The sequence below is a fragment of the Kineococcus rugosus genome (genome assembly GCF_050871975.1).
In the GTDB taxonomy this organism is placed as follows: domain Bacteria; phylum Actinomycetota; class Actinomycetes; order Actinomycetales; family Kineococcaceae; genus Kineococcus.
The window spans coordinates 1-19,307 of the sequence record NZ_JBJLSJ010000016.1 but is presented as its reverse complement, the minus strand read 5'-3'; the positions used below and the strand labels follow the sequence as shown (position 1 = coordinate 19,307).

The window sequence follows — 19,307 nt, the reverse complement described above, 5'->3', positions numbered from 1 at the left end:
GTGCGTCGCGTCGGGACTGGTAGGACTGGGGAGGTGGGTCAGCCGAGGAAACCGTGGTGGAGCGTCACCCGCACCCGCGGGCAGTCCCTGCTCCTCGGTCTCCTGTGGGTGATCGTCGGAGTCCTGCAGCTGACCAGCCTCGTCGCCGATGAGCGCGGCGGCTGGTGGCGGTGGGCCTTGACGACCCTGCTGATCGTCATGGCCGGCTACTACCTGCTCGCCTGGTGGGTCCGTGGCCGCCGGGAGGGGACCGCGTCGATGGACTGACGCCCGCTCGCGGCCCGCTGGGCACGACGTTCCGGTCGGGGCGCGTTGCGCGTGGTCCGTTCACGGCGCGAGCCGGGGCGTCTCCGACCGTCCGGAGCCACCGGTGGCCGTGAGGTCGCCGACGCTGCCGACGGGCGGCGGTGACTACCGCGCGAAGGCGCGGAACGGGTTGCGGACGCACAGGTCGTCGACGACGTCCTCGTCGACACCCGCCGCCCGCAGCGCGGGCAGGAACGAGCCGGTCAGGTCCGTGAAGGGCCGGGGGTTCCCACCGCCGGGCAGGGCCGGGTCGAACCACCCCGCGTCGTGGGACAGCAGGACCCGGCCGGCCTGCCCCGCCTCGAGGCTGTCGAGCACGAGCCCCAGCGTCCGCGCGTCATCGCCCTGCCCGACGTCGTCGAACTCGATCCACGCGCCGCGGTCGACGATCGCCTGCCGCAGAGCGGGGTCGGTGATGGTCTGGGTGTGGATCGACAGGAAGCGCTCCGGCGCCAGCCCCTCGGCCACGGCGAGGTCGATCTGCCGCAGCACGACGTTCCCGTCCGTGGTGTGCGAGCCGACGAGCGCCCCGGTGCGCGCCGCGGCCCGGGCCGCCGCGCCACGTCCGCGGCCATCCGGCCGCCCACGCCGGTGCCGGCCGGGGGAGCCCCCCCCCCCCCCCCCCCCCCCCCCCCCCCCCCCCCCCCCCCCCCCCCCCACCACCCGCTCCTCGACCGGCCGGATGCCGTCCTCGGCCGCCGAGATCTTGAGGAAACCGGCCAGGACGCCGGAGTCCTCGACGCCCTCGGTCAGCTCGCGGTGCATCCACCCCTCGAGTTCCTCGTCGCTCGCGCCGTACACCCAGTCCGGCACCCACGGTTCCCGGTAGACCCCGGTCGCGACCACGACGGGCACGCCCGTGCGACGGCTCACGTCCAGGACGAGGTCGACGCGCCGGCCCAGGCCGGGAGGCGTGCACTCCACGAGCGCGGTGACCCCGGCCGCGGACGCCCCGGCCAGCAGCGGTTCGACGACCGAGGCGAACTCGGCCGGGTCGGCCTGGGCGAAACCGGGGGAACCGGCGGGGCGGAAGTCGACGAGGAGGTGCTCGTGCGGCAGGACCAGGCCCACGTCCCCGGCGCCGAGGGGGCCGAGCGTCGTGTGCAGGCGTCGTCCCGGTGCGGCGGTGCCGAGGGGTTCTGCCACGTCGTCTCCCGGTGCGGTGGGTGGTCCAGGGCTCGACATCCTCCCCCGCCGCTCGACCGTCGGCGAACTCCGGGCGCACCGCCGACCGCGCGGACGGCACGACGCCGGCCCGCGGGGACGGGGGCGCGACCGTTCAGCGGTTCCGGTCGACGCGGTCGACGAAGTCGCCGACGGCGGCGGCGAAGGCGGCGGGCGCCTCCTGCGCGACGAAGTGCCCGACGTCCGGGACGGTGACCGCGGTGACGTCGCCGGCGACCTGGCGCATCGTCCGCTCGGTGAAGGGCGCGTTGACGCCGTCGACGGCGAGCACGGGAACGGTCAGCGGCTGCGACCCGGCCAGTGCCCGCACCCGGTCACCGCCGGTGAGGGAGGAGCGGTAGAGCCCGCCGGTGCCGCTCCAGCCGCCCGGCCGCGCGTAGGTGCGGGCGAACTCATCCAGGTCGGCCTCGGTGATGGCGCCCGCGACCACCGTCATGGCGGAGACGGCCCACTCGAGCACCACCCGCTCGCGGCCGGCCAGGAGCAGTTCCGGGATCCCCGGGGCGGCCAGGAGCCCCACGTGCCAGGAGCCGCCGTTCCCCACGTCGGCCAGCGCCTCCCAGCCGTACCCCGGGAGGGCGGTCTCGACGCAGGTGACGCTGAGGACGTCGTCGGGGTGGGTGGCGGCGAACGCGACGACCGGCCCGCCGCTGATGTCCTGGCCGGTCACGTGCACGGGGCCGACGCCGAGGTGGGCGACCAACCGGTGCAGGTCCTCCGCCGCGGTGGCCAGGTCGTGGTCGCCGTCGGCGACGGCGGAGTCGCCGAAGCCGCGCAGGTCGACGGCGAACACCCGGTGGGTGGCGGCGAGCAGCGGGATGACGTCGCGGAAGGCCCACCAGGACTCCGGCCACCCGTGCACCAGCAGGACCGGGGACCCGGTGCCGCCCGCCGAGACGTAGTGCAACGTGGTGCCGCCGACCTCGGCGGTGTGGTGCGTGACGCCTGCCACGGCGGGCGAGGTGGTGGCGGGAGAACTGGTCATGCGGTGACCCCCAAGATGGACAACCAGGTTGACTCCAGTGTTGGTCAACTCGGTTGTCCATGTCAAGAGCAGATCTAGACTGCGGTCGTGTCCTCGCGATCCGGCGCCGATCTCGCCCTGCTGCTCCTGGGCAGCTACCGCAACCTGGTGGACGAGGTGGTCCGGGAACTGGCGAACCGGGGGTACCCCGACGCCCGGCCGTCGCACGAGTACGCGATCCGGGCCATCCGGGCCGGCGCCGACAGCGCCTCGGACCTGGCCCGCCGACTCGCCGTCACCAAGCAGGCCGCGGCGAAGACGATCGCCGCGCTCGTCGAACGCGGGTACGTCACCACCGAGACCGACCCCGCCGACGTCCGCCGCAAGACCATCCGGATCACCGATCGCGGGATGGGGCTGATCACCGAGGGCACGGCGATCTTCGACGAGGTGCGGGCCCGCTGGGAAGCGCGTCTGGGCGCCGCCGAACTCGCCGAGCTGGAGGAGCAGCTCGCCCAGTTCGTCGGCGACTCCCCCATCGACCTCGACGCTCCGGGCTGGGCGGCGGGACAGGAACTGCGCTAGCGGCCGGCCGAGGTCGTCGGCGGGGAGCAGACGTCCACTCGTGCCGGTGTCGTGCCGTCGCACCGGACCGTCGTGCGACGCGCCGACACCACCTCACAACGCCGCCCCGCCGGCAGCAGCGAGACGGCGAACGCCTTCCCGTCCCGCGACCGGCCGGGCCCAGCGTCAGCCCCGACCCGCCGCCGCGATGAGCCACGGGTCGGCGTCGGACTGGCGCACCAGCACGTACCCCCACCCCGGTTCCCCACCCGAGGTCCCCGCGCCGCCGTCGTCGGCGGTGTAGGTGACCTGCACGTCGACCGCCTGCGCGTAGGCCTTGAGGTCGTCCGGGCTCCAGGTGGTGTCGTAGGGCGTGGCGGTGCCGGAGACCTCCACGTCGTCCAGGTCCGGCGACCCGCCGTCCTGCCAGACGTCATGCGCGGCGAAACCCGAGGTGGACAGGGCCGCAGCGGTGGCGGCGTCGTCGTCCTGCACCGCGTCCAGGTAGTCGCGCACGACCTCACCGGCCGGTTGCGAGGCGACGTGGCGCCCGACCACCTCGGGGTCGGGGGTCGTCGGGGGCGAACCGCACGCCCCCAGCGCCGCGACGGTCAGGGCGGCGGTGGCGACCAGCGCGGCGCGAGGAGTTCCCACCGTCCCTGTGTACCGCCACGGGCCGGACCGCGGCGCCGCCTCCACCTGTTCTCCACCGCTCCCCCCGCGACGGTGGTGTTCTCGCGCAGGTGCGCCACCGACGACGTGCCGGGGATCGGCAGCAGGTCCGGGGAACGTCGGAACCCTCGCCTCAGCCGCGCCGGGGACCGGCGGGAGCCTCCGCCCCGTTCCGCCGCACCAGCTTGAGGACCACCCACGCCAGCAGACCGCCGACGACGGATCCCAGGGAGTTCGCCGTCCAGTCACCGGTGTCGCACGAGCGGCCCAGCGCGGGGACGAGCGCCTGGAACGCCTCGATCCCCGCGGACAGCGCGCTGCCGGCGACGGCGGCCGGCACCGGGCGACGCGTCGCGACCCCGGCCAGGAACACCGGCGCGACGAGGAGCACCAGGTTGGCGAACGACTCGACGCGGGCCGGCGTGGGCCAGGACCACTCCACCGCGCAGCCGACCACCAGGTCGCGGTCGACGGGTACCAGCGTCAGGGCGGCCAGCGGCAGCAGGGACAGACCGGCCAGGACCCCGGTGAGCCGGGGCCGCCGGGCCAGTCGCGGGCCGAGCGCGAGAGCGGCGACGACGCCCAGCGCCAGCAGCGCCGGGGTGATCCACGGGTGCCCGACGAGGAAGGTGCTCAGCACCGCCGGCCCCTCCCGGCCGCGGGGGCGCCGGAGCGGTGGCCGGCGGTCCGCGGCGCGGGTGGGTGGCGAGGCACCCGACGATCATGCCGAACGGGTCAGCGGTGCGCCGTCGGCGGGGCCGGGGTTCCCTCACCCGGCCCCGCCGACGGGGTCCTCAGGCGCGGGGCAGGGTGAAGGTGGCGACCAGTTCGTTCAGCTCCGCCGCCGAGCGGGAGACGTCGGCGGCGGTGGTCGCGGTGTGGGTGGCCCCGGCGGTGGTCTGGTCCGAGGCGGCCGCGATGCCGGAGATGTTGCTCGCGATCTCCTGGGAGCCGGTGGAGACCTCGGTGACGTTGCGGACCATCTCCGACGTGGTCGCCGACTGCTCCTCCACCGCCGCGGCGATGGTGGCCTGCAGCCCGTCGATGCGGGCGATGACCTCGGTGATCTCGGTCAGCGCACCGGCGGCGGCGGTGGCGTCGGCCTGGGTGGCGTCGACCTTGGAGATGATCTCCTCGGTCGCCCGCGCGGTCTGCTGGGCCAGTTCCTTCACCTCACCGGCCACCACCGCGAAGCCCTTGCCCATCTCCCCGGCCCGGGCGGCCTCGATGGTCGCGTTCAGCGCCAGCAGGTTGGTCTGCTCGGCGATGGAGGTGATCAGCTTGACGACCTCACCGATCTCGCGGGAGGAGGCCGACAGCCGTTCCAGGGTGTCCCCGGCCGCCCCGGCCGCCGAGACCGCCGAGGCGGCGGTGGAGGAGGCTTCGGCGGTGGAGGTGGCGATCTCGCGGATCGCCGAGCTCATCTGGTCCCCGGCCGCGGCGACGGTGCCGATGTTGGCGCTGATCTCCTCGGTGGCGGCGGAGACGACCTGGGCCTGGGTGGAGGCTTCCTCGGCGCCGGAGGACAGCTGGGTGGCGACGGTGGTCAGTTCCTCGCTGGAGGCGGCCAGGGTGGTGGCGTTGCCGGCGATGCGGCGCACCGTGTCGGTCAGGCGGTCCATGGTGGTGTCCACGGCCGCGGCCAGCTGGCCGACCTCGTCCTTGGTCTGGATGCCGACGCGGTGGTCCAGGCGGCCCTCGGCCAGCCCGCGCACCACGGTCAGCACCTTGGCCAGCGGACCGGCGACCGAGCGGGCCACGACGGTGGCGACCACGACGGCCACGACCAGGGCCAGGGCGCCGATGACCAGCAGCAGCGTCACCGCGGACTCGTAGTCGGCCGCACCGTCGGCGACCAGGTCCTCCGCGGCCGCGGCCTCACCCGCGTCCAGGGCGTCGAGGGTCTCGGTGATCTGCTTCGCGGTCGGGGCGACGGTGGTCTGGCGGTGCGCGATGTAGCCGTCGATGTCCTGGGCCCGGGCCAGGGTGACGAGTTCCTCGCGCTCGCCGCGGTACTGGGCCAGGAGGTCCTGGAACGTCTTCTGGTCCGCCGCGTCCGCGCCCGGGTCGCCCGCCCGGTAGGCCTCCCACGCCTCGTCGAGGACGCCGTCGGTGGCCTCCATCGCCTGGACGTTGGCCTCGATGTCGGCGGGCGTCATGGCCAGCGCGGCGTTGGTGATGTCCATGCGCACCTGCAGGTACGCGGCGCGGACGTCGCTGAGGTGCTGGGCCGACCCCACCCCGGCGGTCGACATGCGGTCCAGGTTGGCCTGGGCCGACCCCAGCCGGTTGATCCCCAGGCCGACGACGACGGCCAGGAGCAGGCAGACGACGCCGAAGCCGGCGAAGAGCTTGGACGCGACGTTCAGGTTCCGCAGGTGGGTGAGCACCTTCTAGACATCGGCCCCGCCGCCCCGGTCTTGAGGGGATTGACAGACACGTGTCGCCTCGATCACCGCGGGTCTAGGATCGACCGGACCCCGACCACCGACGTGATCCTCCCGGGAGATCAGATGACCGCGTCCGGCGACCCAGTGGTCCGACCGGTGGCCGAGACGGCGTGGCCCGCCCTGCGGGTGGACGACTGGACCCCCACCCGCGACACCCTGCACATGTGGACCCAGATCGTCGGCAAGGTGCGGCTGGCCCACGCCCCGCTGGTCAACCACTGGTGGCAGGCCACCCTCTACGTCAGCCCCCGGGGCCTGACCACCTCCGCCGTGCCGCACGGGAACGGGGTCTTCGACCTCGAGTTCGACTTCATCGACCACCACCTGACCGCCCGGTCCAGCAGCGGCCGTTCGCGGACCGTGGCGCTGGAGTCGAAACCCACCGCGCAGTTCTACGAGGAGGTCGCGGCCGCCCTGGGCGACCTCGGCGTCCACACCGGCATCCGGGCCACCCCGAACGAGGTGGACCCCGCCATCCCCTTCGCCGAGGACCACGAGCACGCCACCTACGACCCGCGGGCGGTGAACGCGTTCTGGCGGCAACTGCTGCAGGCCGACCGCGTGATGGGGAGGTTCCGCTCCCACTTCGTCGGCAAGGTCAGCCCCGTCCACTTCTTCTGGGGAGCCATGGACCTGGCCTGCACCCGCTTCTCCGGCCGCGGGGCCCCGACCCACCCCGGCGGGGCGCCGAACTGCGGCGACTGGGTCATGGCGGAGGGCTACTCCCGCGAACTCAGCAGTTGCGGCTTCTGGCCCGGTGGGGGTGAGGAAGGCGCCTTCTACGCCTACGCCTACCCCGAGCCCGACGGGTTCGCCACCCACCCCGTGCAGCCGGAGGGCGCCCGCTACAGCACCGCGAACCGGCAGTACCTGCTGCCCTACGAGGTCGTGCGCCGCTCCGCCGACCCCGACCGCACGCTGATGGACTTCCTCCAGAGCACCTACGCGGCCGCCGCCGACCACGGGCGGTGGGACCGCGCGGCCCTCGAGGACGACCCGGCCCGCTGGGACCACCTCCGCTGACCGCCACCACCCGCCCGGAGAGGACGGACGAAGGACGACATGGAGATCACCGTCACGCACCACGCCGCCGAGAAGCGGTACGAAGCCCACGCAGGGGGCTCGCGGATCGGTCTCGCGGCCTACGTGCTCGCGGACCGGATGATCGTCTTCACGCACACCGAGGTCGACCCCGCCCACGAGGGGCGCGGGGTGGGCGGCGCGCTGGCGCGGTTCGCCCTCGACGACGCCCGGGCCCGCGGCCTGACGGTCATGCCGCTGTGCCCCTTCATCAAGGGGTGGATCCAGCGCCACCCGGACTACGCCGACCTGCAGTTCAACGCCCCGGTGAGCACCGCCACCGACTGAACCGGGACCGGCCGGCGGTCACCGCGCGGACCCGACGGCGACCCGGTCGCGCAGGTCGACGACCTCGTCCCGCTCGTCCCGGCCGCTCCGCCCGCCGGGCGGGACGACCACGAGGGGCGCGCGCAGGGCCCGCACGGGCAGGGCGGCCTCGGCCCCACCGGCCACCACGACGAGGTCGCCGACGACCAGCCGCTGCGGCACGACGTCGGCCGCGGCGCCCTCCACCACGTCGGCGTGGACGGGGCGGTGCCCGGCCGACGACAGGCGGGCCCGGGCGACGTGGTGGTGGCCGGCGGCCTCGAGGTGCGCGTGGCGGCGCTCCGCCTCCCCCGGGCCGGCGGCCTGCCACGTCGTCAGCAGCCGCAGCGGCAGGTCCCGGCCGTGGTCGACGGCCCAGTCGGCCACGGCCCGCTCCTCGGAGGACACCACCAGCACCCGTCGGGTGGCGGTGAGCACGGCTCGCGGGCCCACGAGGACGACCGGCACGGGGCAGCGCGGCAGCACGGCACCGAGGACCTCCCCGGTCCCCGGCCCGACGGGCGTGAGCCCGCGGCCGCAGCCGAGCACGAGGAGGTCGCTGCGCGCGGAGGCCGCCAGCAGGGCGTGGGCGACGTCGTCGGTGGTGAGGGTCACGTCGACCCGGGGTTCGCGGCCGGGGACGCGCAGCAGCTCCTCGGCGAGCACGGCGTCGAGGTCGGTGTGCCCGGCTCCCGGGCCGAGCAGCACGTGCAGCGGGCGGTCCGCCGCGGCGCAGTCCTGGACGGCCCACCGCAGCGCCCGCCGCGAGGCACCCGAACCGGAGAATCCCACCGTCGTCGCGTGCACGCCGCCTCCTCGCGGGTCCGGGGCCGGGGTGCTCAGCTCCGGCGCACCCCGATCCTCCCCCCACCACGCTCCCGGCACAACGCGTGACGACGGGCTCACCGCCGGCCGCTCACCCGTTCGGCCCAGCCCCCGGCCCCGGCGACGTCAGCGCGTCCCCCAGTTGTAGAGCTGCTTGCGCAGCTTCAGGTAGACGAACGTCTCGGTGGCGACGACGCCGGGGATGGAGCGGATCTTGTCGTTGATGAGCTCCAGCAGGCCGTCGTCGTCCTCGCAGACGACCTCCACGAGGACGTCGAAGGAACCGGCGGTCACGACGACGTAGTCGATCTCGGGCAGTTCGACCAGCCGGTCGGCCACGACGCGGGTGTCCCCCTCGGCCCGGATGCCGACCATGGCCTGCCGGGAGAAACCCACCTGCAACGGGTCGGTCACCGCGACGATCTGCATGACGCCGCCGTCCAGCAGCCGCTGGACGCGCTGGCGGACGGCGGCCTCGGACAACCCGACGGCCTTGCCGATGGCGGCGTACGACATCCGCCCGTCCTCCTGCAGCACCTCGATGATCCGCTTGGAGACGTCGTCGAGGGCGGGAGCGGGGTGACGGTTCGGCACCCGCAGGATCCTAGTCCGCACCCCGCCCCCGATCGCCGGTCTCAGGAGTCGAGGTTGGCCATGACGTGCTTGACCCGGGTGTAGTCCTCGAACCCGTACATCGACAGGTCCTTGCCGTACCCCGACTGCTTGAAACCCCCGTGCGGCATCTCGGCCACCAGCGGGATGTGGGTGTTGATCCACACGCACCCGAAGTCCAGCGCCGCCGACATCCGCATCGCCCGGCCGAAGTCCTTCGTCCACACGCTGGAGGCCAGGCCGTACCTCGTGCCGTTCGCCCAGCGCAGCGCCTCGTCCTCGTCGGTGAAACGCTGCACCGTGATGACCGGCCCGAAGATCTCGTTCTGCACGGCCTCGTCGTCCTGCTTCAGCCCCGAGACCACGGTGGGCTGGTAGTAGAAGCCGTCCGCCAGTTCCCCGGTGCCGCGCGAGCCGCCGGCACCCAGCACCGCGTGGTCGGGCAGCCGGTCGACGAAACCGGAGACGTGGGCGAGCTGGTTGGCGTTGTTCACCGGGCCCAGCGCGGCGTCGGCGTCGTCGGGCAGGCCGATCCTGGTGTTCCGGGCCTGCTCGGCCAGCGCCGCGACGAAGTCGTCGTGCACCCGCGGCGCGGCCAGGACCCGGGTCGCGGCCGTGCAGTCCTGCCCCGCGTTGAAGTACCCCGCCCCGGCGATGGCCTCGGCGGCCGCGGCGACGTCGGCGTCGTCGAACACCACGACCGGCGCCTTGCCGCCGAGTTCGAGGTGGACCCGCTTGACGTCCTTGGAGGCCGACTCCGCGACCTGCATCCCGGCCCGGATCGACCCGGTGATCGCGACGAGCCCGGGCGTCGGGTGCTCCACCAGCGCCCGGCCGGTGTCCCGGTCACCGCACACGACGTTCAGGACCCCCGGGGGCAGGATCTCGTTCGCGATCCTGCCCAGCAGCACCGTGGAGGCCGGCGTGGTGTCCGACGGCTTGAGCACCACCGTGTTCCCCGCCGCCAGCGCCGGGCCGATCTTCCAGATCGCCATCATGAACGGGTAGTTCCACGGCGTGACCTGGCCGACGACGCCGATGGGCTCGCGCCGCACCCAGGAGGTGTGACCGGCCAGGTACTCCCCGGCCGAGCGGCCCTCCAGGACGCGGGCGGCGCCGGCGAAGAACCGCAGCTGGTCCACCGCGGGCGGGATCTCCTCGCTGCGGGTCAGCGCGACGGGCTTGCCGGTGTTCTTCACCTCCGCCGCGATGAACTCCTCGGCGCGGTCCTCGATCGCGTCGGCGAGGTCCAGCAGGAACTTCTGCCGCTCGGCGGGGGTGGTGCGCCCCCACGACGTGAACGCCGACGACGCGGCGGCGTAGGCGGACTGGACGTCCTCGGGGGACGACAGCGGGGCCGTGGCGTACACGGTCCCGGTCGAGGGGTCGACGACGTCGCTGGTGCGGCCGTCGGAGGCCGGGACGGACTCGCCGTCCACGACGTTGAGGAGCGTCTCCATCAGTTCTTCTTCCCTCCGGTGGGTGGTCGGTGGCAGTGCGCCGGCGGTGGTTCCGGCAGGTCCAGGGCGGGGTTCCGGTCGAAGAACCCCGCGGGGGCGAGGCGGAACCGGACGGCGTCGGACGGCATGACGGGCCAGTCCTCCGGCCGGGGCACGTGGTGGATCCCGAACACGTGCCACAGCACGACGTCGGTGTCCTCCAGGGGTTCGTCGTCGGCGATCCACCGGGTCATGCCGAGGTCCTGCTCGCTCTGCGTGGGGTGGTCCCCGGCGGGCCACAGCTCGTCGTCGTGGTGGCGCGTCACCCACACGTCGTGCCCGATGACGGGGGCCCGCAGGAACTGCGGGGCGTCGGGGGCGAACAGGTGCGGGATCGCGTCGGGCGTCAGGAGCTTGTACGCCGTCGGGTTCCCCCACGCGTTCGTGCGGCGCGTGCTGGTGACCTTCCAGACGCGCTGCCGCTGCTGGTCGACGTCGCGGCCGGCCTCCCGCTCGGAGCGGATCGGCGTCGACGTCGTCGTCACCGCGAGCCCGTGCGGGTTGTCGGGGCCGGTGGGCACGACGTGGCTGTCGACCTCGTGGACGGTGCCGTGCGGGCCGTCGACGTCGAGGTCGAGCCGGGCCACCAGGAAGTGCTGGTGGATCGGGGCGTAGGTGCGCTCGTCGACGAGGGTCCCGGTGGCCGGGGCCGGTTCCCCCGGCGCGATCGGCGTCGTCACCATGATCCCGGTGGCGCGGACCTCGCACTCGATCGAGCCGTCGAGGTACAGCCGCCAGTACACGAGGTACTCGTAGTTCGCGACGGTGGCGTGGAAGGAGACCACCATCCGGCGGGACCGGCGGACCTGCGCCCCGGACCGCTCGTCGACGTGCTTCCACAGCACCGCGTCGTCCTCCTCGTGCAGGCAGACCGCCTGCGGGACGACGTACGGCTCCCCGCGGGAGTCGGTGAGCACGGCGTCGAGGTAGCGGATCTCGCCGAGGCAGTCGCAGCCCAGTTCCAGGGAGGTGGTCATGTAGCCCAGCCCCCACTCGCCGATGTCGTAGGCGGTGCGGCGGCGGTGCTCGAAGGACGGGTCGCGGTAGGGCACGACCATCTCGGCGAACGAGAGCCGGTAGCCGATCTCGCGGCGCTCGGTGCCCCCGTCCGTCTCCTGCACCCAGGCGAGCTGGTGCAGGACCAGGCCCTCGCGGTGGGTGAACCCGAGCCGCACCGACCAGTTCGCCCAGCGCAGCTCGCCGTCGTCGGTGACCGTGAAGGACGGGCCGTCGGGCTGGGTGATCTCCAGCGGCCGCAGGTGGTCGCGGGGTTCGAGGTCCAGCAGCGACGGCAGGTACTCCCCCTGCGTGGCGGCGTCGGGGACGACGGGCCCGTCCTCGACGTCGAGGAGCTCGTAGGTCGCCATGTCGACGACGAACTTCAGCCCGCTCACCGGGTGGGCGTAGGGGTTGCCGTCGGGGGTGCCGCGCCGCCAGACGTCGACCCAGCCGATCCGGCGGTCCCGCCACCGCTGCGGCATGACGGCGGCGCCGTAGGTCCAGGTGTCGAGCAGGACGAGGTCGAGGTCGGTGATGCCGCGCGCGGCCAGCGCGGCGACGACCCGCGGCTCGGCCTTCAGGGCCCGCTCGGCCTCGTGGAACTCGTCGAGGGTGAAGTTCGGGGTGACCCCGGGCAGGTGGTCGAACCGCTCGACCGTCCCGGCGACGAGGTCGACGACGCTCTCGGAGGTCCGGCCGTCGGCCCGGTCCCACAGGATCGAGCGCGCCCGCCGGGGCACCGGGTCCCCCGGCCGCCACGCCCGCACCCGCGCCTTGGGGGGCTCGTCGAGGGCCACCCCGGCGAAGCGCGTCGTGGGCGTCAGCCGCCCGTCGGCCCGCAGGACCTCGAGGTTGCGGCGGAACTCCTGCGCGACCAGCGGGGCCAGGGGGTGCGCGGGCACGGGGACCTCTTCCGTCGACGGTGGCGTGAGCGGCCAGTCTGACGGCAAGCGCGGCGATCAGCAAGGCCGGTCTTCGGTTTCCGTCGCCAACGGGGCATCCGACGACGGATTCCATGATTCCACATCGTCCGCTGGTAGTGTCCTCCGGTTCTGAACCGCCCTGACACGCAGGAGATCCGATGGCACGTACCGACCACCCTCCCGACATGACCCCCGCCCCGGCCACCGGCAAGGGCCTCGAGAACGGCGCCCTGGGCCTGTGGGGCAACACCGTGATCGGCCTGGGCGCCACCGCCCCCGTCTACAGCCTCGCCGCGACCCTCGGGTACGTCGTGCTGGCGGTGCACGACAAGGCCCCGGCGATGTTCCTCGTCGCGTTCGTCCCCATGCTCCTCGTCGCGATCGCCTACCGGGAGCTCAACCGCGCCGCCCCCGACTGCGGCACGACGTTCACCTGGGGCACCAAGGCGTTCGGCCCGTGGGTCGGCTGGATGGGCGGCTGGGGCGTGGCCGTCTCGGCCATCATCGTGCTCGCCAACGTCGCGGAGATCTCCGCGGTCTACACCCTGCGCTTCCTCGGCCTCGACGGCGCGGCCGAGGACCTGCTGCTGCGCACGGCCCTCGGGCTCGTGTTCATCGTCGGCATGACCTGGGTCAGCTACCGCGGGATCATCATCTCCGAGCGGCTGCAGAACGTCCTGATCATCGTGCAGTTCGTCGTCCTCGGGGTCATCTCCGTGGGCGCCCTCTACCTCGTCTACACCGGCGGCGCCGGCGACCAGGCCGTGCGGCCGTCGTGGGAGTGGTTCTCCCCGGCCGGGGTGAGCGGTTCGGCGATGGCCGAGGCCGTCATCCTGTGCATCTTCATCTACTGGGGCTGGGACGCGTGCCTGGCCGTCACCGAGGAGACGAAGGACGCCGACCGGACCCCCGGGCGCGCCGCGCTGCTGGCCACCGTGATCCTCGTCGTGACGTACGTCCTCGTCGCCGTCGCCGTGCAGGCCTACGCCGGTTTCGGGACGACGGGCATCGGGCTGAACAACCCCGACAACGCCGACGACGTCCTGTCCACGCTGGGCGAGCCGGTCGGCGGTGCGGTCCTGTCCGGCCTGCTGCTGGTGACCGTCGCGATCTCCGCCGCGTCCTCCACCCAGACCACGATCCTGCCCACGGCCCGCGGGACCCTGTCGATGGCGGTCTACGGCGCGCTGCCGCAGCGGTTCGCGAAGGTCCACCCCCGGTTCAAGACACCGTCCTTCGGGACGGTCGTGATGGGCGCCGCCGCGGTGGGGTTCTACGTCGTCCTCAGCCTGGTGAGCCAGAACGCGCTGCAGGACTCGATCGCCTCCCTCGGCCTGGCCGTGGCGTTCTACTACGGCATCACCGCGTTCTCGTGCATCTGGTACTTCCGCCGCACGCTGACCCGCTCGGCCCGCGACTTCCTGCTGCGCGGCCTGCTGCCCGCCCTCGGCGGCCTCGGGATGCTGTGGGCGTTCGTCCAGAGCAGCGTCGACATGCTCGACCCCGAGTACGGGTTCACCACGTTCGGCCCGCTCGGCGGGGTGTTCGTCATCGGCGTCGGCATGCTCGTGCTGGGCGTCCCGCTGATGCTGCTGTGCGCGACGCGGCTGACGGCGTTCTTCCGCGGCGAGACCCTCGACGCGGACACGCCGATCCTCGTGCCGGAGACGGGCGAGCCGCCCATCGGCGGGCTCTGAGGGACCAGCGGGGTCCGGACCCACGGGGTCCGGGCCCCGCGCTCGTTCAGGCCAGGACGCGGCGCACGGTCAGGTCGTCGGCGAGGACGACCGCCCCGCCGCGGGCACCCGGTTCGAGGTGCCCGACGTCGGCGCGGCCGAGCAGCCGCGCGGGTGCCGCGGTGAGCGCCGCGAGCGCGTCGTCGAGGTCGACACCGGCCCCCACGGCGACCCGCAGGGCCTGGTCCTGCGTGAGGGTGCTGCCGGCGATCGTCGACGACCCGGTCAGCCGCGCCACCCCGTCCTCGACGTCGACGTCGAGGCCGCCGAGCCGGTAGCGGCCGTCGTCCGCACCGGTGGCGGCCATCGCGTCGGTGACGAGCGCGACGCGGCCCCGGCCGGCCCGGCGGGCGGCGAGCGCCACGACGAGCGGGTGCAGGTGGACGCCGTCGGCGATGAGCTCGACGGTGACGCGGTCGTCGTCGAGCAGGGCCGCGACGGGCCCGGGGGCGCGGTGGTGCAGGGGCGGCATGGCGTTGAACAGGTGGGTGGCCGCGCGGGCGCCGGCGTCGACGGCGCGGCCGGCGAGGTCGGCGTCGGCGTCGGTGTGCCCGACGGCGGCGACCGCCCCGGCCCCGGCGATCCGCTGCACGGCGGCGAGCCCGCCGGGCAGCTCGGGGGCGATGGTGACGACGCGGACCAGCCCGGTGCCCAGCAGCCGGTCGAGGTCGGCGGGGTCGGGCTCGCGCAGCAGGGCGGGGTCGTGGGCGCCGTGGTGGGCGGGGCTGAGCCAGGGGCCCTCGAGGTGGACGCCGGCCAGGACGCCGTCGGTGACGAGGTCGCGGTAGACGTCGAGGGTCGCGGCGAGCTCGTCGAGGGGCCGGGTGACGAGGCTGGCGACGAGGGTGGTCGTGCCGTGCGCGCGGTGGGTGCGGGCGACGGTGAGGGCGTCCTCGACGGACCCGCCGAAGCTCGCCCCGCCCCCGCCGTGGCAGTGGACGTCGACGAACCCGGGGACGACGTGGGCGCCGGTGACGGTCTCGTCGGCGGCGGGGGCGGGGCCGGTGCCGACCTGCACGACCTCGGCCCCGCGCAGCAGCGCCCAGCCGTCGGTCAGGACGCGGGTGCCGGTGCGGACGGTGCCGCGGGCCAGGACGCTCACCGGGTCTCCGTGACCTTGCGCAGCCCGCGGGGGGCGTCGGGGTCCAGCCCGCGGGCGACGGCCATCTCCAGCGCGAGCCGCTGCAGGGGGACGATCTGCACGACGGGGGCGAGGTCCTCCGGCATGCCCGGGGGCAGCGCAAGCCGGACGGTGGCCTCGGGGGCCAGGCCCGGGGGCGCGACGGCGCAGACGTCGGCGCCGCGCTCGTGCAGGGCGGCCAGGACGGGGGCGACGGCCTCCCCTCCCCTGCCCTCGGGGACGACGGCGATGACGGGCCGGTCGGCGTCGACCATGGCGAGGGGGCCGTGCATGAGGTCGGCGGCGGAGAACGCCTGGGCCGACAGGTAGGACGTCTCCATGAGCTTGAGCGCCGCCTCGCGGGCGGTGGGGTAGGAGTAGCCGCGGGCGGTCAGGACGAGGCGGTCGACGAACCGGTAGCGGGCGGCGACGTCGGGGACGTCGTCGGCGTGGACGGCCTGGTCGAGGAACCGCGGGACGTCCTTCGCGGGGGTGAGGTCGCCGCCGCGCCAGGTGGTCACGAGCAGCCAGAGGGTGAGCAGCTGGGCGGTGTAGCTCTTGGTGGCGGCGACGGCGAGCTCGGGGCCGGCGTGCACGTCGAGGTGGTGCTCGGCGGCCTGCGCCAGCGGGGAGGACGGGTTGTTGGTGACGGCGAGGGTGATCGCGCCGGCGCGGCGGGCGGCGGCGGTGGACTCGACGAGGTCGGGGGACCCGCCGGACTGGCTGACGCTGATCCACAGGACGCCGCGCAGGTCGGGGGTGGCGCCGTAGACGGTGAGGGTGGAGGTGGAGGTCAGGCCGCAGGGCAGTCCGAGGCCGACCTCCAGCAGGTACTTGGCGTAGAGGGCGGCGTGGTCGCTGGTGCCGCGGGCGGTCAGCAGCACGGTGCGGGGCGCGGCCTCGCGCAGCAGGGCGGCGACGCGGGCGACCTCGCCGCCGGCGGCGGTGAGGACGCGGTCGGCGACCGCGGGCTGCTCGGCGATCTCGGAACGGACGAGGTGACCTCGGGGGGTGCTCACGGGGGCTCCTGACGTCGGTGCGGGGATGAAGGAAGTTGACACGACCGTAGCGGCGCGTGAAAGTTCTCGCCAGACCCTTCGCCGGACGGAGCTCCCGTGCCCACCCCCGACCCCGCCTCCCTGCGCGCGCACCTGCTCGCCGCCCTCCCGGCGGCCACGGCCTCGGGCGCCCGCGTCCTGACCGCCCTGCTGGAGGACCCCGCCGCGGCCGCCCAGCTGACCGTCACCGACCTCGCCGCCCGCACCGGCACCAGCGAGGCGACCGTCGTGCGCACCGCCCGCTCGCTGGGTTTCGCCGGCTACCCGCAGCTGCGGCTCGCGCTGGCCGCCGCCGGGCCGGTCCCCGAGCCGGCGGCGCTGCTCACCGGGTCCCTGGAGGACCCCGCCGACCTCGCCGACGTCGTCACGACCCTGGCGGCCCTGGAGAGCGAGGCCGTCACCGCGACCGCCCGGACGCTGGACCTGACCGCCCTGGCCGCGGCGGCGGACGACCTGCGCGCCGCTCGCGTCGTCGACTGCTACGGCCTGGGCGTCTCGGCGTCGCTGGCCGCCGACTTCGACCACAAGGCCGTCCGGGTCGGGGTGCTGACGCGGCTGCGCACCGAGGGGCACGCGGCCCTGGTGAGCTCGGAGACCCTGCGGGCCGGGGACGCCGCCGTCGTGGTCAGCCACTCCGGGACCACCCCGGACGTCGTCACGGCGGCCCGGCGCGCCCGCGCCCGCGGGGCCGCGGTCGTGGCCGTGACGAGCTCGCCCGGTTCCCCGCTGGCCTCCGGCGCCGACCACGTCCTCCTCGCCACCGGGCGCGAGACCGCCTACCGCGCGGGGGCGATGGCCAGCCGCGCCGGGACGGCCCTGGTGCTGGACTGCCTGTACGTGGCGCTGGTGCAGCGGCTGGGCGGGTCGGCCAGCGACACCCTGCGGCGCACCCTGGAGGCCGTCGAGGAACCCCGGACCGGCCGCCGCGGCTGACCGTCAGGGCAGGGTGAGGACCACCGGCCCGTCGGCGGTGACGGCGACGGTGTGCTCCTCGTGGGCGCCCTGGCTGCCGTCGACGCTGCGCATCGTCCAGCCGTCGTCGTCGGTGCGGTACTCGGGGTTCCCGCCGGCGGTGAACCAGGGTTCGATCGCGATGACGAGGCCGGGCTTGAGCACCATCCCGCGCCCGGCGCGGCCGTCGTTGGGCACCGAGGGGTCCTCGTGCATGGTCCGGCCGACGCCGTGGCCGCCGAACTCGGTGTTCACCCCGCACCCGTGCCGCCGGCCGACGGCGCCGATGGCGGCGGAGACGTCACCGACGCGGTTCCCCGGCACGGCGGCGGCGATCCCGGCCGCGAGCGCCTCCTTGGTGGCGGCGACGAACTCGGGGTCGCCGGGGCGGGGGGTGCCGACGCTGAAGGTGGTGGCGGAGTCACCGGCCCAGCCGTCGAGGACGGCGCCGCAGTCGACGCTGAGCAGGTCGCCGTCGCGCAGGGCGTAGGGCCCGGGGATGCCGTGCAGGACGGCGTCGTTGACGGAGGCGCAGATGACGCCGGGGAACGGGGTGTCGGCGAAGCGGGGCTGGTAGTTCAAGAAGGGCGAGGTGGCGCCCGCGCCGAAGATCACCTCGCGGGCGACGGCGTCGAGCTCGTCGAGCCGGACGCCGGGGGCGGCGTGGGCGCGGACGGCGGCCAGGGCCTGCGCGACGACGCGGCCGGCCGCGCGCATGGCCTCGACCTCGCCGGGCGTCTTGAGTTCCACCACGGTGCTCTCCTCCCAGTCGGTATACCTATACCGGTATTGTTGTCCCGGTATTAGTATCACGTCATGGTCCGGCCACCGCTGCCCGAAGAGGTCCGCGCCCGAGGGCGACGCCTGGGCGAACTGCTGCGCACCGCCCGCGGCGACCTCACCGTCCCCCAGGTCTCCGCCCGCTCCGGCGTGCCCGCCGAGACGCTGCGCAAGATCGAGGCCGGCCGCGTCCCCACCCCGGCGTTCTTCACCGTCGTCGCCCTCGCCGAGGCCCTGGACCTGCCGCTGGCCGCCGTCGTCGAGCACTGCACCCCACCGGCACCCGCCGCCGAGGGAGCCGCGTGAACCCGCTCACCGGCCTGCTGACCGACTCCGCCTCCCGCGCGGCCGTCGCGACCGACCGGTCCGGGCACGTCCCCGCCACCCCGCCCGACGGCGTCGTGCGGGCCCGCGACGTCGAGGACGTCGTGCGGACCCTGCGCTGGGCCAGCGAGCACCGCACCCCCGTCGTCACCCGCGGCGCCGGCACCGGGCTCGCGGCCGGGGCCAGCGCCCACGCCGGCGAGGTCGTCCTGGACCTGTCGGGGATGGACCGCATCCTGCAGCTGCGGCCCGACGACCAGGTCGCGGTCGTCGAACCGGGCGTCCTGACCGCCGACCTCGACGCCGCCGCCGCCGAGCACGGCCTGTTCTACGCCCCCGACCCCGCCAGCGCGGCGATCTCCACGATCGGCGGGAACATCGCGACGAACGCCGGTGGCCTGCGCTGCGCCAAGTACGGCGTGACGCGCGAGGCCGTCCTGGGCCTGGACCTGGTGCTGGCCGACGGCCGCCGCGTCCGCACCGGCCGCCAGACCGTCAAGGGGGTCGCCGGGTACGACCTGACCGGCCTGGTCGTCGGGTCCGAGGGGACGCTCGCGGTCGTCGTCGGCGCGACCGTGCGCCTGCGCCCGCGCCCGGCCGAGGTCGCCACCCTCGCGGCGCACTTCGACGACGTCGTGACCGCCGCCGCGGCCGCCTCGGCCATCACCGCGGCGCGGCTGCAGCCGTCGGTGCTGGAACTGGTCGACGCGGTGACGCTGGAGGCGATCGACGCCGCCCGCGGCTCCTCGCTGCGCTCGCTGGGCGGGGCGGTGCTCGTCGTGCAGTGCGACGGCCGGGGCGCGGGCGCCGAGATCGAGGCCGTCGGCGAGGTCGTCGGCCGCTCGGCGACGGGGGGGGGGGGGGGGGCGGGGCCGGCCGGGGCCGCGGGCCTGCGCGCCCCACGGCGCGCCCCGCCGCCCGCCGCGGCAGCGTCCGGGGTCGTGTGAATTTTT

At 74.8% G+C, this 19,307-nt stretch carries 20 protein-coding genes; 8 read left to right on the top strand and 12 right to left on the bottom strand.

From position 1 onward, the window contains the following. The first annotated feature begins 33 nt into the window (after positions 1-33). Entirely contained in the window at positions 34-267 is a 234-nt protein-coding gene (locus ACRYM6_RS11000; protein ID WP_432542913.1) for a hypothetical protein, read from the top strand. Positions 268-411: 144 nt separating this feature from the next. On the opposite strand, the gene ACRYM6_RS10995 is transcribed toward ACRYM6_RS11000, so the two are convergent. Then, complete coding sequence (locus ACRYM6_RS10995; RefSeq protein ID WP_432542912.1) at positions 412-1,452, bottom strand: phosphotriesterase family protein; 1,041 nt, start codon at positions 1,450-1,452, stop codon at positions 412-414. Positions 1,453-1,585: 133 nt separating this feature from the next. Continuing rightward, positions 1,586-2,476 (bottom strand): alpha/beta fold hydrolase, encoded by an 891-nt coding sequence (locus ACRYM6_RS10990; RefSeq protein WP_432542911.1) that lies wholly within the window; start codon positions 2,474-2,476, stop codon positions 1,586-1,588. A gap of 87 nt (positions 2,477-2,563) precedes the next feature. Between ACRYM6_RS10990 and ACRYM6_RS10985 the strand changes: the two genes are divergently transcribed. Next, a complete protein-coding gene (locus ACRYM6_RS10985) occupies positions 2,564-3,040 on the top strand; it encodes a MarR family winged helix-turn-helix transcriptional regulator (RefSeq protein WP_432542910.1) in 477 nt (158 codons plus the stop codon). 165 nt (positions 3,041-3,205) lie between these two features. On the opposite strand, the gene ACRYM6_RS10980 is transcribed toward ACRYM6_RS10985, so the two are convergent. From ACRYM6_RS10980 to ACRYM6_RS10970, 3 genes are all read right to left on the bottom strand, one after another. Next, the gene (locus ACRYM6_RS10980) at positions 3,206-3,673 is read right to left on the bottom strand and encodes a hypothetical protein (protein WP_432542909.1); all 468 of its coding nucleotides are present in this window, start codon (positions 3,671-3,673) and stop codon (positions 3,206-3,208) included. A gap of 151 nt (positions 3,674-3,824) precedes the next feature. Next, positions 3,825-4,331, bottom strand: a complete 507-nt coding sequence (locus ACRYM6_RS10975; protein WP_432542908.1) for a VanZ family protein — start codon at positions 4,329-4,331, stop codon at positions 3,825-3,827. A gap of 154 nt (positions 4,332-4,485) precedes the next feature. Further along, entirely contained in the window at positions 4,486-6,081 is a 1,596-nt protein-coding gene (locus ACRYM6_RS10970; RefSeq protein WP_432542907.1) for a methyl-accepting chemotaxis protein, read from the bottom strand. Positions 6,082-6,237: 156 nt separating this feature from the next. Between ACRYM6_RS10970 and ACRYM6_RS10965 the strand changes: the two genes are divergently transcribed. Together ACRYM6_RS10965 and ACRYM6_RS10960 are read left to right on the top strand one after the other, a co-directional pair. Beyond that, positions 6,238-7,164 (top strand): DUF5996 family protein, encoded by a 927-nt coding sequence (locus ACRYM6_RS10965; RefSeq protein ID WP_432542906.1) that lies wholly within the window; start codon positions 6,238-6,240, stop codon positions 7,162-7,164. A gap of 39 nt (positions 7,165-7,203) precedes the next feature. Continuing rightward, positions 7,204-7,509 carry a GNAT family N-acetyltransferase gene (locus tag ACRYM6_RS10960; RefSeq protein WP_432542905.1) on the top strand — a complete coding sequence of 102 codons (306 nt, stop codon included), beginning with the start codon at positions 7,204-7,206 and terminating at the stop codon, positions 7,507-7,509. Between the two features lie 18 nt (positions 7,510-7,527). Here the strand turns inward: ACRYM6_RS10960 and ACRYM6_RS10955 are convergent, their stop codons facing one another. The 4 genes from ACRYM6_RS10955 to ACRYM6_RS10940 form a co-directional block, all read right to left on the bottom strand. Then, positions 7,528-8,334, bottom strand: a complete 807-nt coding sequence (locus tag ACRYM6_RS10955; RefSeq protein WP_432542904.1) for a hypothetical protein — start codon at positions 8,332-8,334, stop codon at positions 7,528-7,530. Positions 8,335-8,478: 144 nt separating this feature from the next. Further along, positions 8,479-8,967, bottom strand: a complete 489-nt coding sequence (locus ACRYM6_RS10950; protein ID WP_432542903.1) for an Lrp/AsnC family transcriptional regulator — start codon at positions 8,965-8,967, stop codon at positions 8,479-8,481. Between the two features lie 20 nt (positions 8,968-8,987). Next, a complete protein-coding gene (locus ACRYM6_RS10945) occupies positions 8,988-10,424 on the bottom strand; it encodes a gamma-aminobutyraldehyde dehydrogenase (protein ID WP_432542902.1) in 1,437 nt (478 codons plus the stop codon). Then, on the bottom strand, positions 10,424-12,412 hold the full coding sequence (locus tag ACRYM6_RS10940; RefSeq protein WP_432542901.1) for a primary-amine oxidase: 1,989 nt from the start codon (positions 12,410-12,412) through the stop codon (positions 10,424-10,426). Before ACRYM6_RS10940 ends, ACRYM6_RS10945 begins: the two co-directional genes overlap by 1 nt. A 158-nt stretch (positions 12,413-12,570) precedes the next feature. Here ACRYM6_RS10940 and ACRYM6_RS10935 point away from each other — a divergent pair, with 158 nt between their 5' ends. After that, positions 12,571-14,082 carry an APC family permease gene (locus tag ACRYM6_RS10935; protein WP_432542900.1) on the top strand — a complete coding sequence of 504 codons (1,512 nt, stop codon included), beginning with the start codon at positions 12,571-12,573 and terminating at the stop codon, positions 14,080-14,082. 46 nt (positions 14,083-14,128) lie between these two features. Here the strand turns inward: ACRYM6_RS10935 and nagA are convergent, their stop codons facing one another. Further along, entirely contained in the window at positions 14,129-15,223 is a 1,095-nt protein-coding gene (gene nagA / locus ACRYM6_RS10930) for an N-acetylglucosamine-6-phosphate deacetylase (protein ID WP_432542899.1), read from the bottom strand. After that, a complete protein-coding gene (locus tag ACRYM6_RS10925; RefSeq protein WP_432542898.1) occupies positions 15,220-16,260 on the bottom strand; it encodes an SIS domain-containing protein in 1,041 nt (346 codons plus the stop codon). Before ACRYM6_RS10925 ends, nagA begins: the two co-directional genes overlap by 4 nt. 96 nt (positions 16,261-16,356) lie before the next feature. Between ACRYM6_RS10925 and ACRYM6_RS10920 the strand changes: the two genes are divergently transcribed. Next, positions 16,357-17,232, top strand: a complete 876-nt coding sequence (locus tag ACRYM6_RS10920; protein ID WP_432542897.1) for a MurR/RpiR family transcriptional regulator — start codon at positions 16,357-16,359, stop codon at positions 17,230-17,232. Between the two features lie 3 nt (positions 17,233-17,235). Here the strand turns inward: ACRYM6_RS10920 and map are convergent, their stop codons facing one another. Beyond that, positions 17,236-18,003 carry a type I methionyl aminopeptidase gene (gene map / locus ACRYM6_RS10915; RefSeq protein WP_432542896.1) on the bottom strand — a complete coding sequence of 256 codons (768 nt, stop codon included), beginning with the start codon at positions 18,001-18,003 and terminating at the stop codon, positions 17,236-17,238. Between the two features lie 63 nt (positions 18,004-18,066). On the opposite strand from map, the gene ACRYM6_RS10910 reads away from it, so the two are divergent. After that, the gene (locus tag ACRYM6_RS10910) at positions 18,067-18,336 is read left to right on the top strand and encodes a helix-turn-helix domain-containing protein (protein WP_432542895.1); all 270 of its coding nucleotides are present in this window, start codon (positions 18,067-18,069) and stop codon (positions 18,334-18,336) included. Then, positions 18,333-19,301, top strand: coding sequence for an FAD-binding oxidoreductase (locus tag ACRYM6_RS10905; RefSeq protein WP_432542894.1), 969 nt, complete (start codon positions 18,333-18,335; stop codon positions 19,299-19,301). Before ACRYM6_RS10910 ends, ACRYM6_RS10905 begins: the two co-directional genes overlap by 4 nt. Positions 19,302-19,307: the final 6 nt, after the last annotated feature.

Excerpts from the sequence above, each read along its gene's own strand:
- ACRYM6_RS10990 (WP_432542911.1), bottom strand. The coding sequence starts at position 2,476 with ATGACCAGTTCTCCCGCCACCACCTCGCCCGCCGTGGCAGGCGTCACG.
- ACRYM6_RS10960 (WP_432542905.1), top strand. The coding sequence starts at position 7,204 with ATGGAGATCACCGTCACGCACCACGCCGCCGAGAAGCGGTACGAAGCC.
- ACRYM6_RS10945 (WP_432542902.1), bottom strand. The coding sequence starts at position 10,424 with ATGGAGACGCTCCTCAACGTCGTGGACGGCGAGTCCGTCCCGGCCTCC.
- ACRYM6_RS10935 (WP_432542900.1), top strand. The coding sequence starts at position 12,571 with ATGACCCCCGCCCCGGCCACCGGCAAGGGCCTCGAGAACGGCGCCCTG.
- ACRYM6_RS10910 (WP_432542895.1), top strand. The coding sequence starts at position 18,067 with ATGGTCCGGCCACCGCTGCCCGAAGAGGTCCGCGCCCGAGGGCGACGC.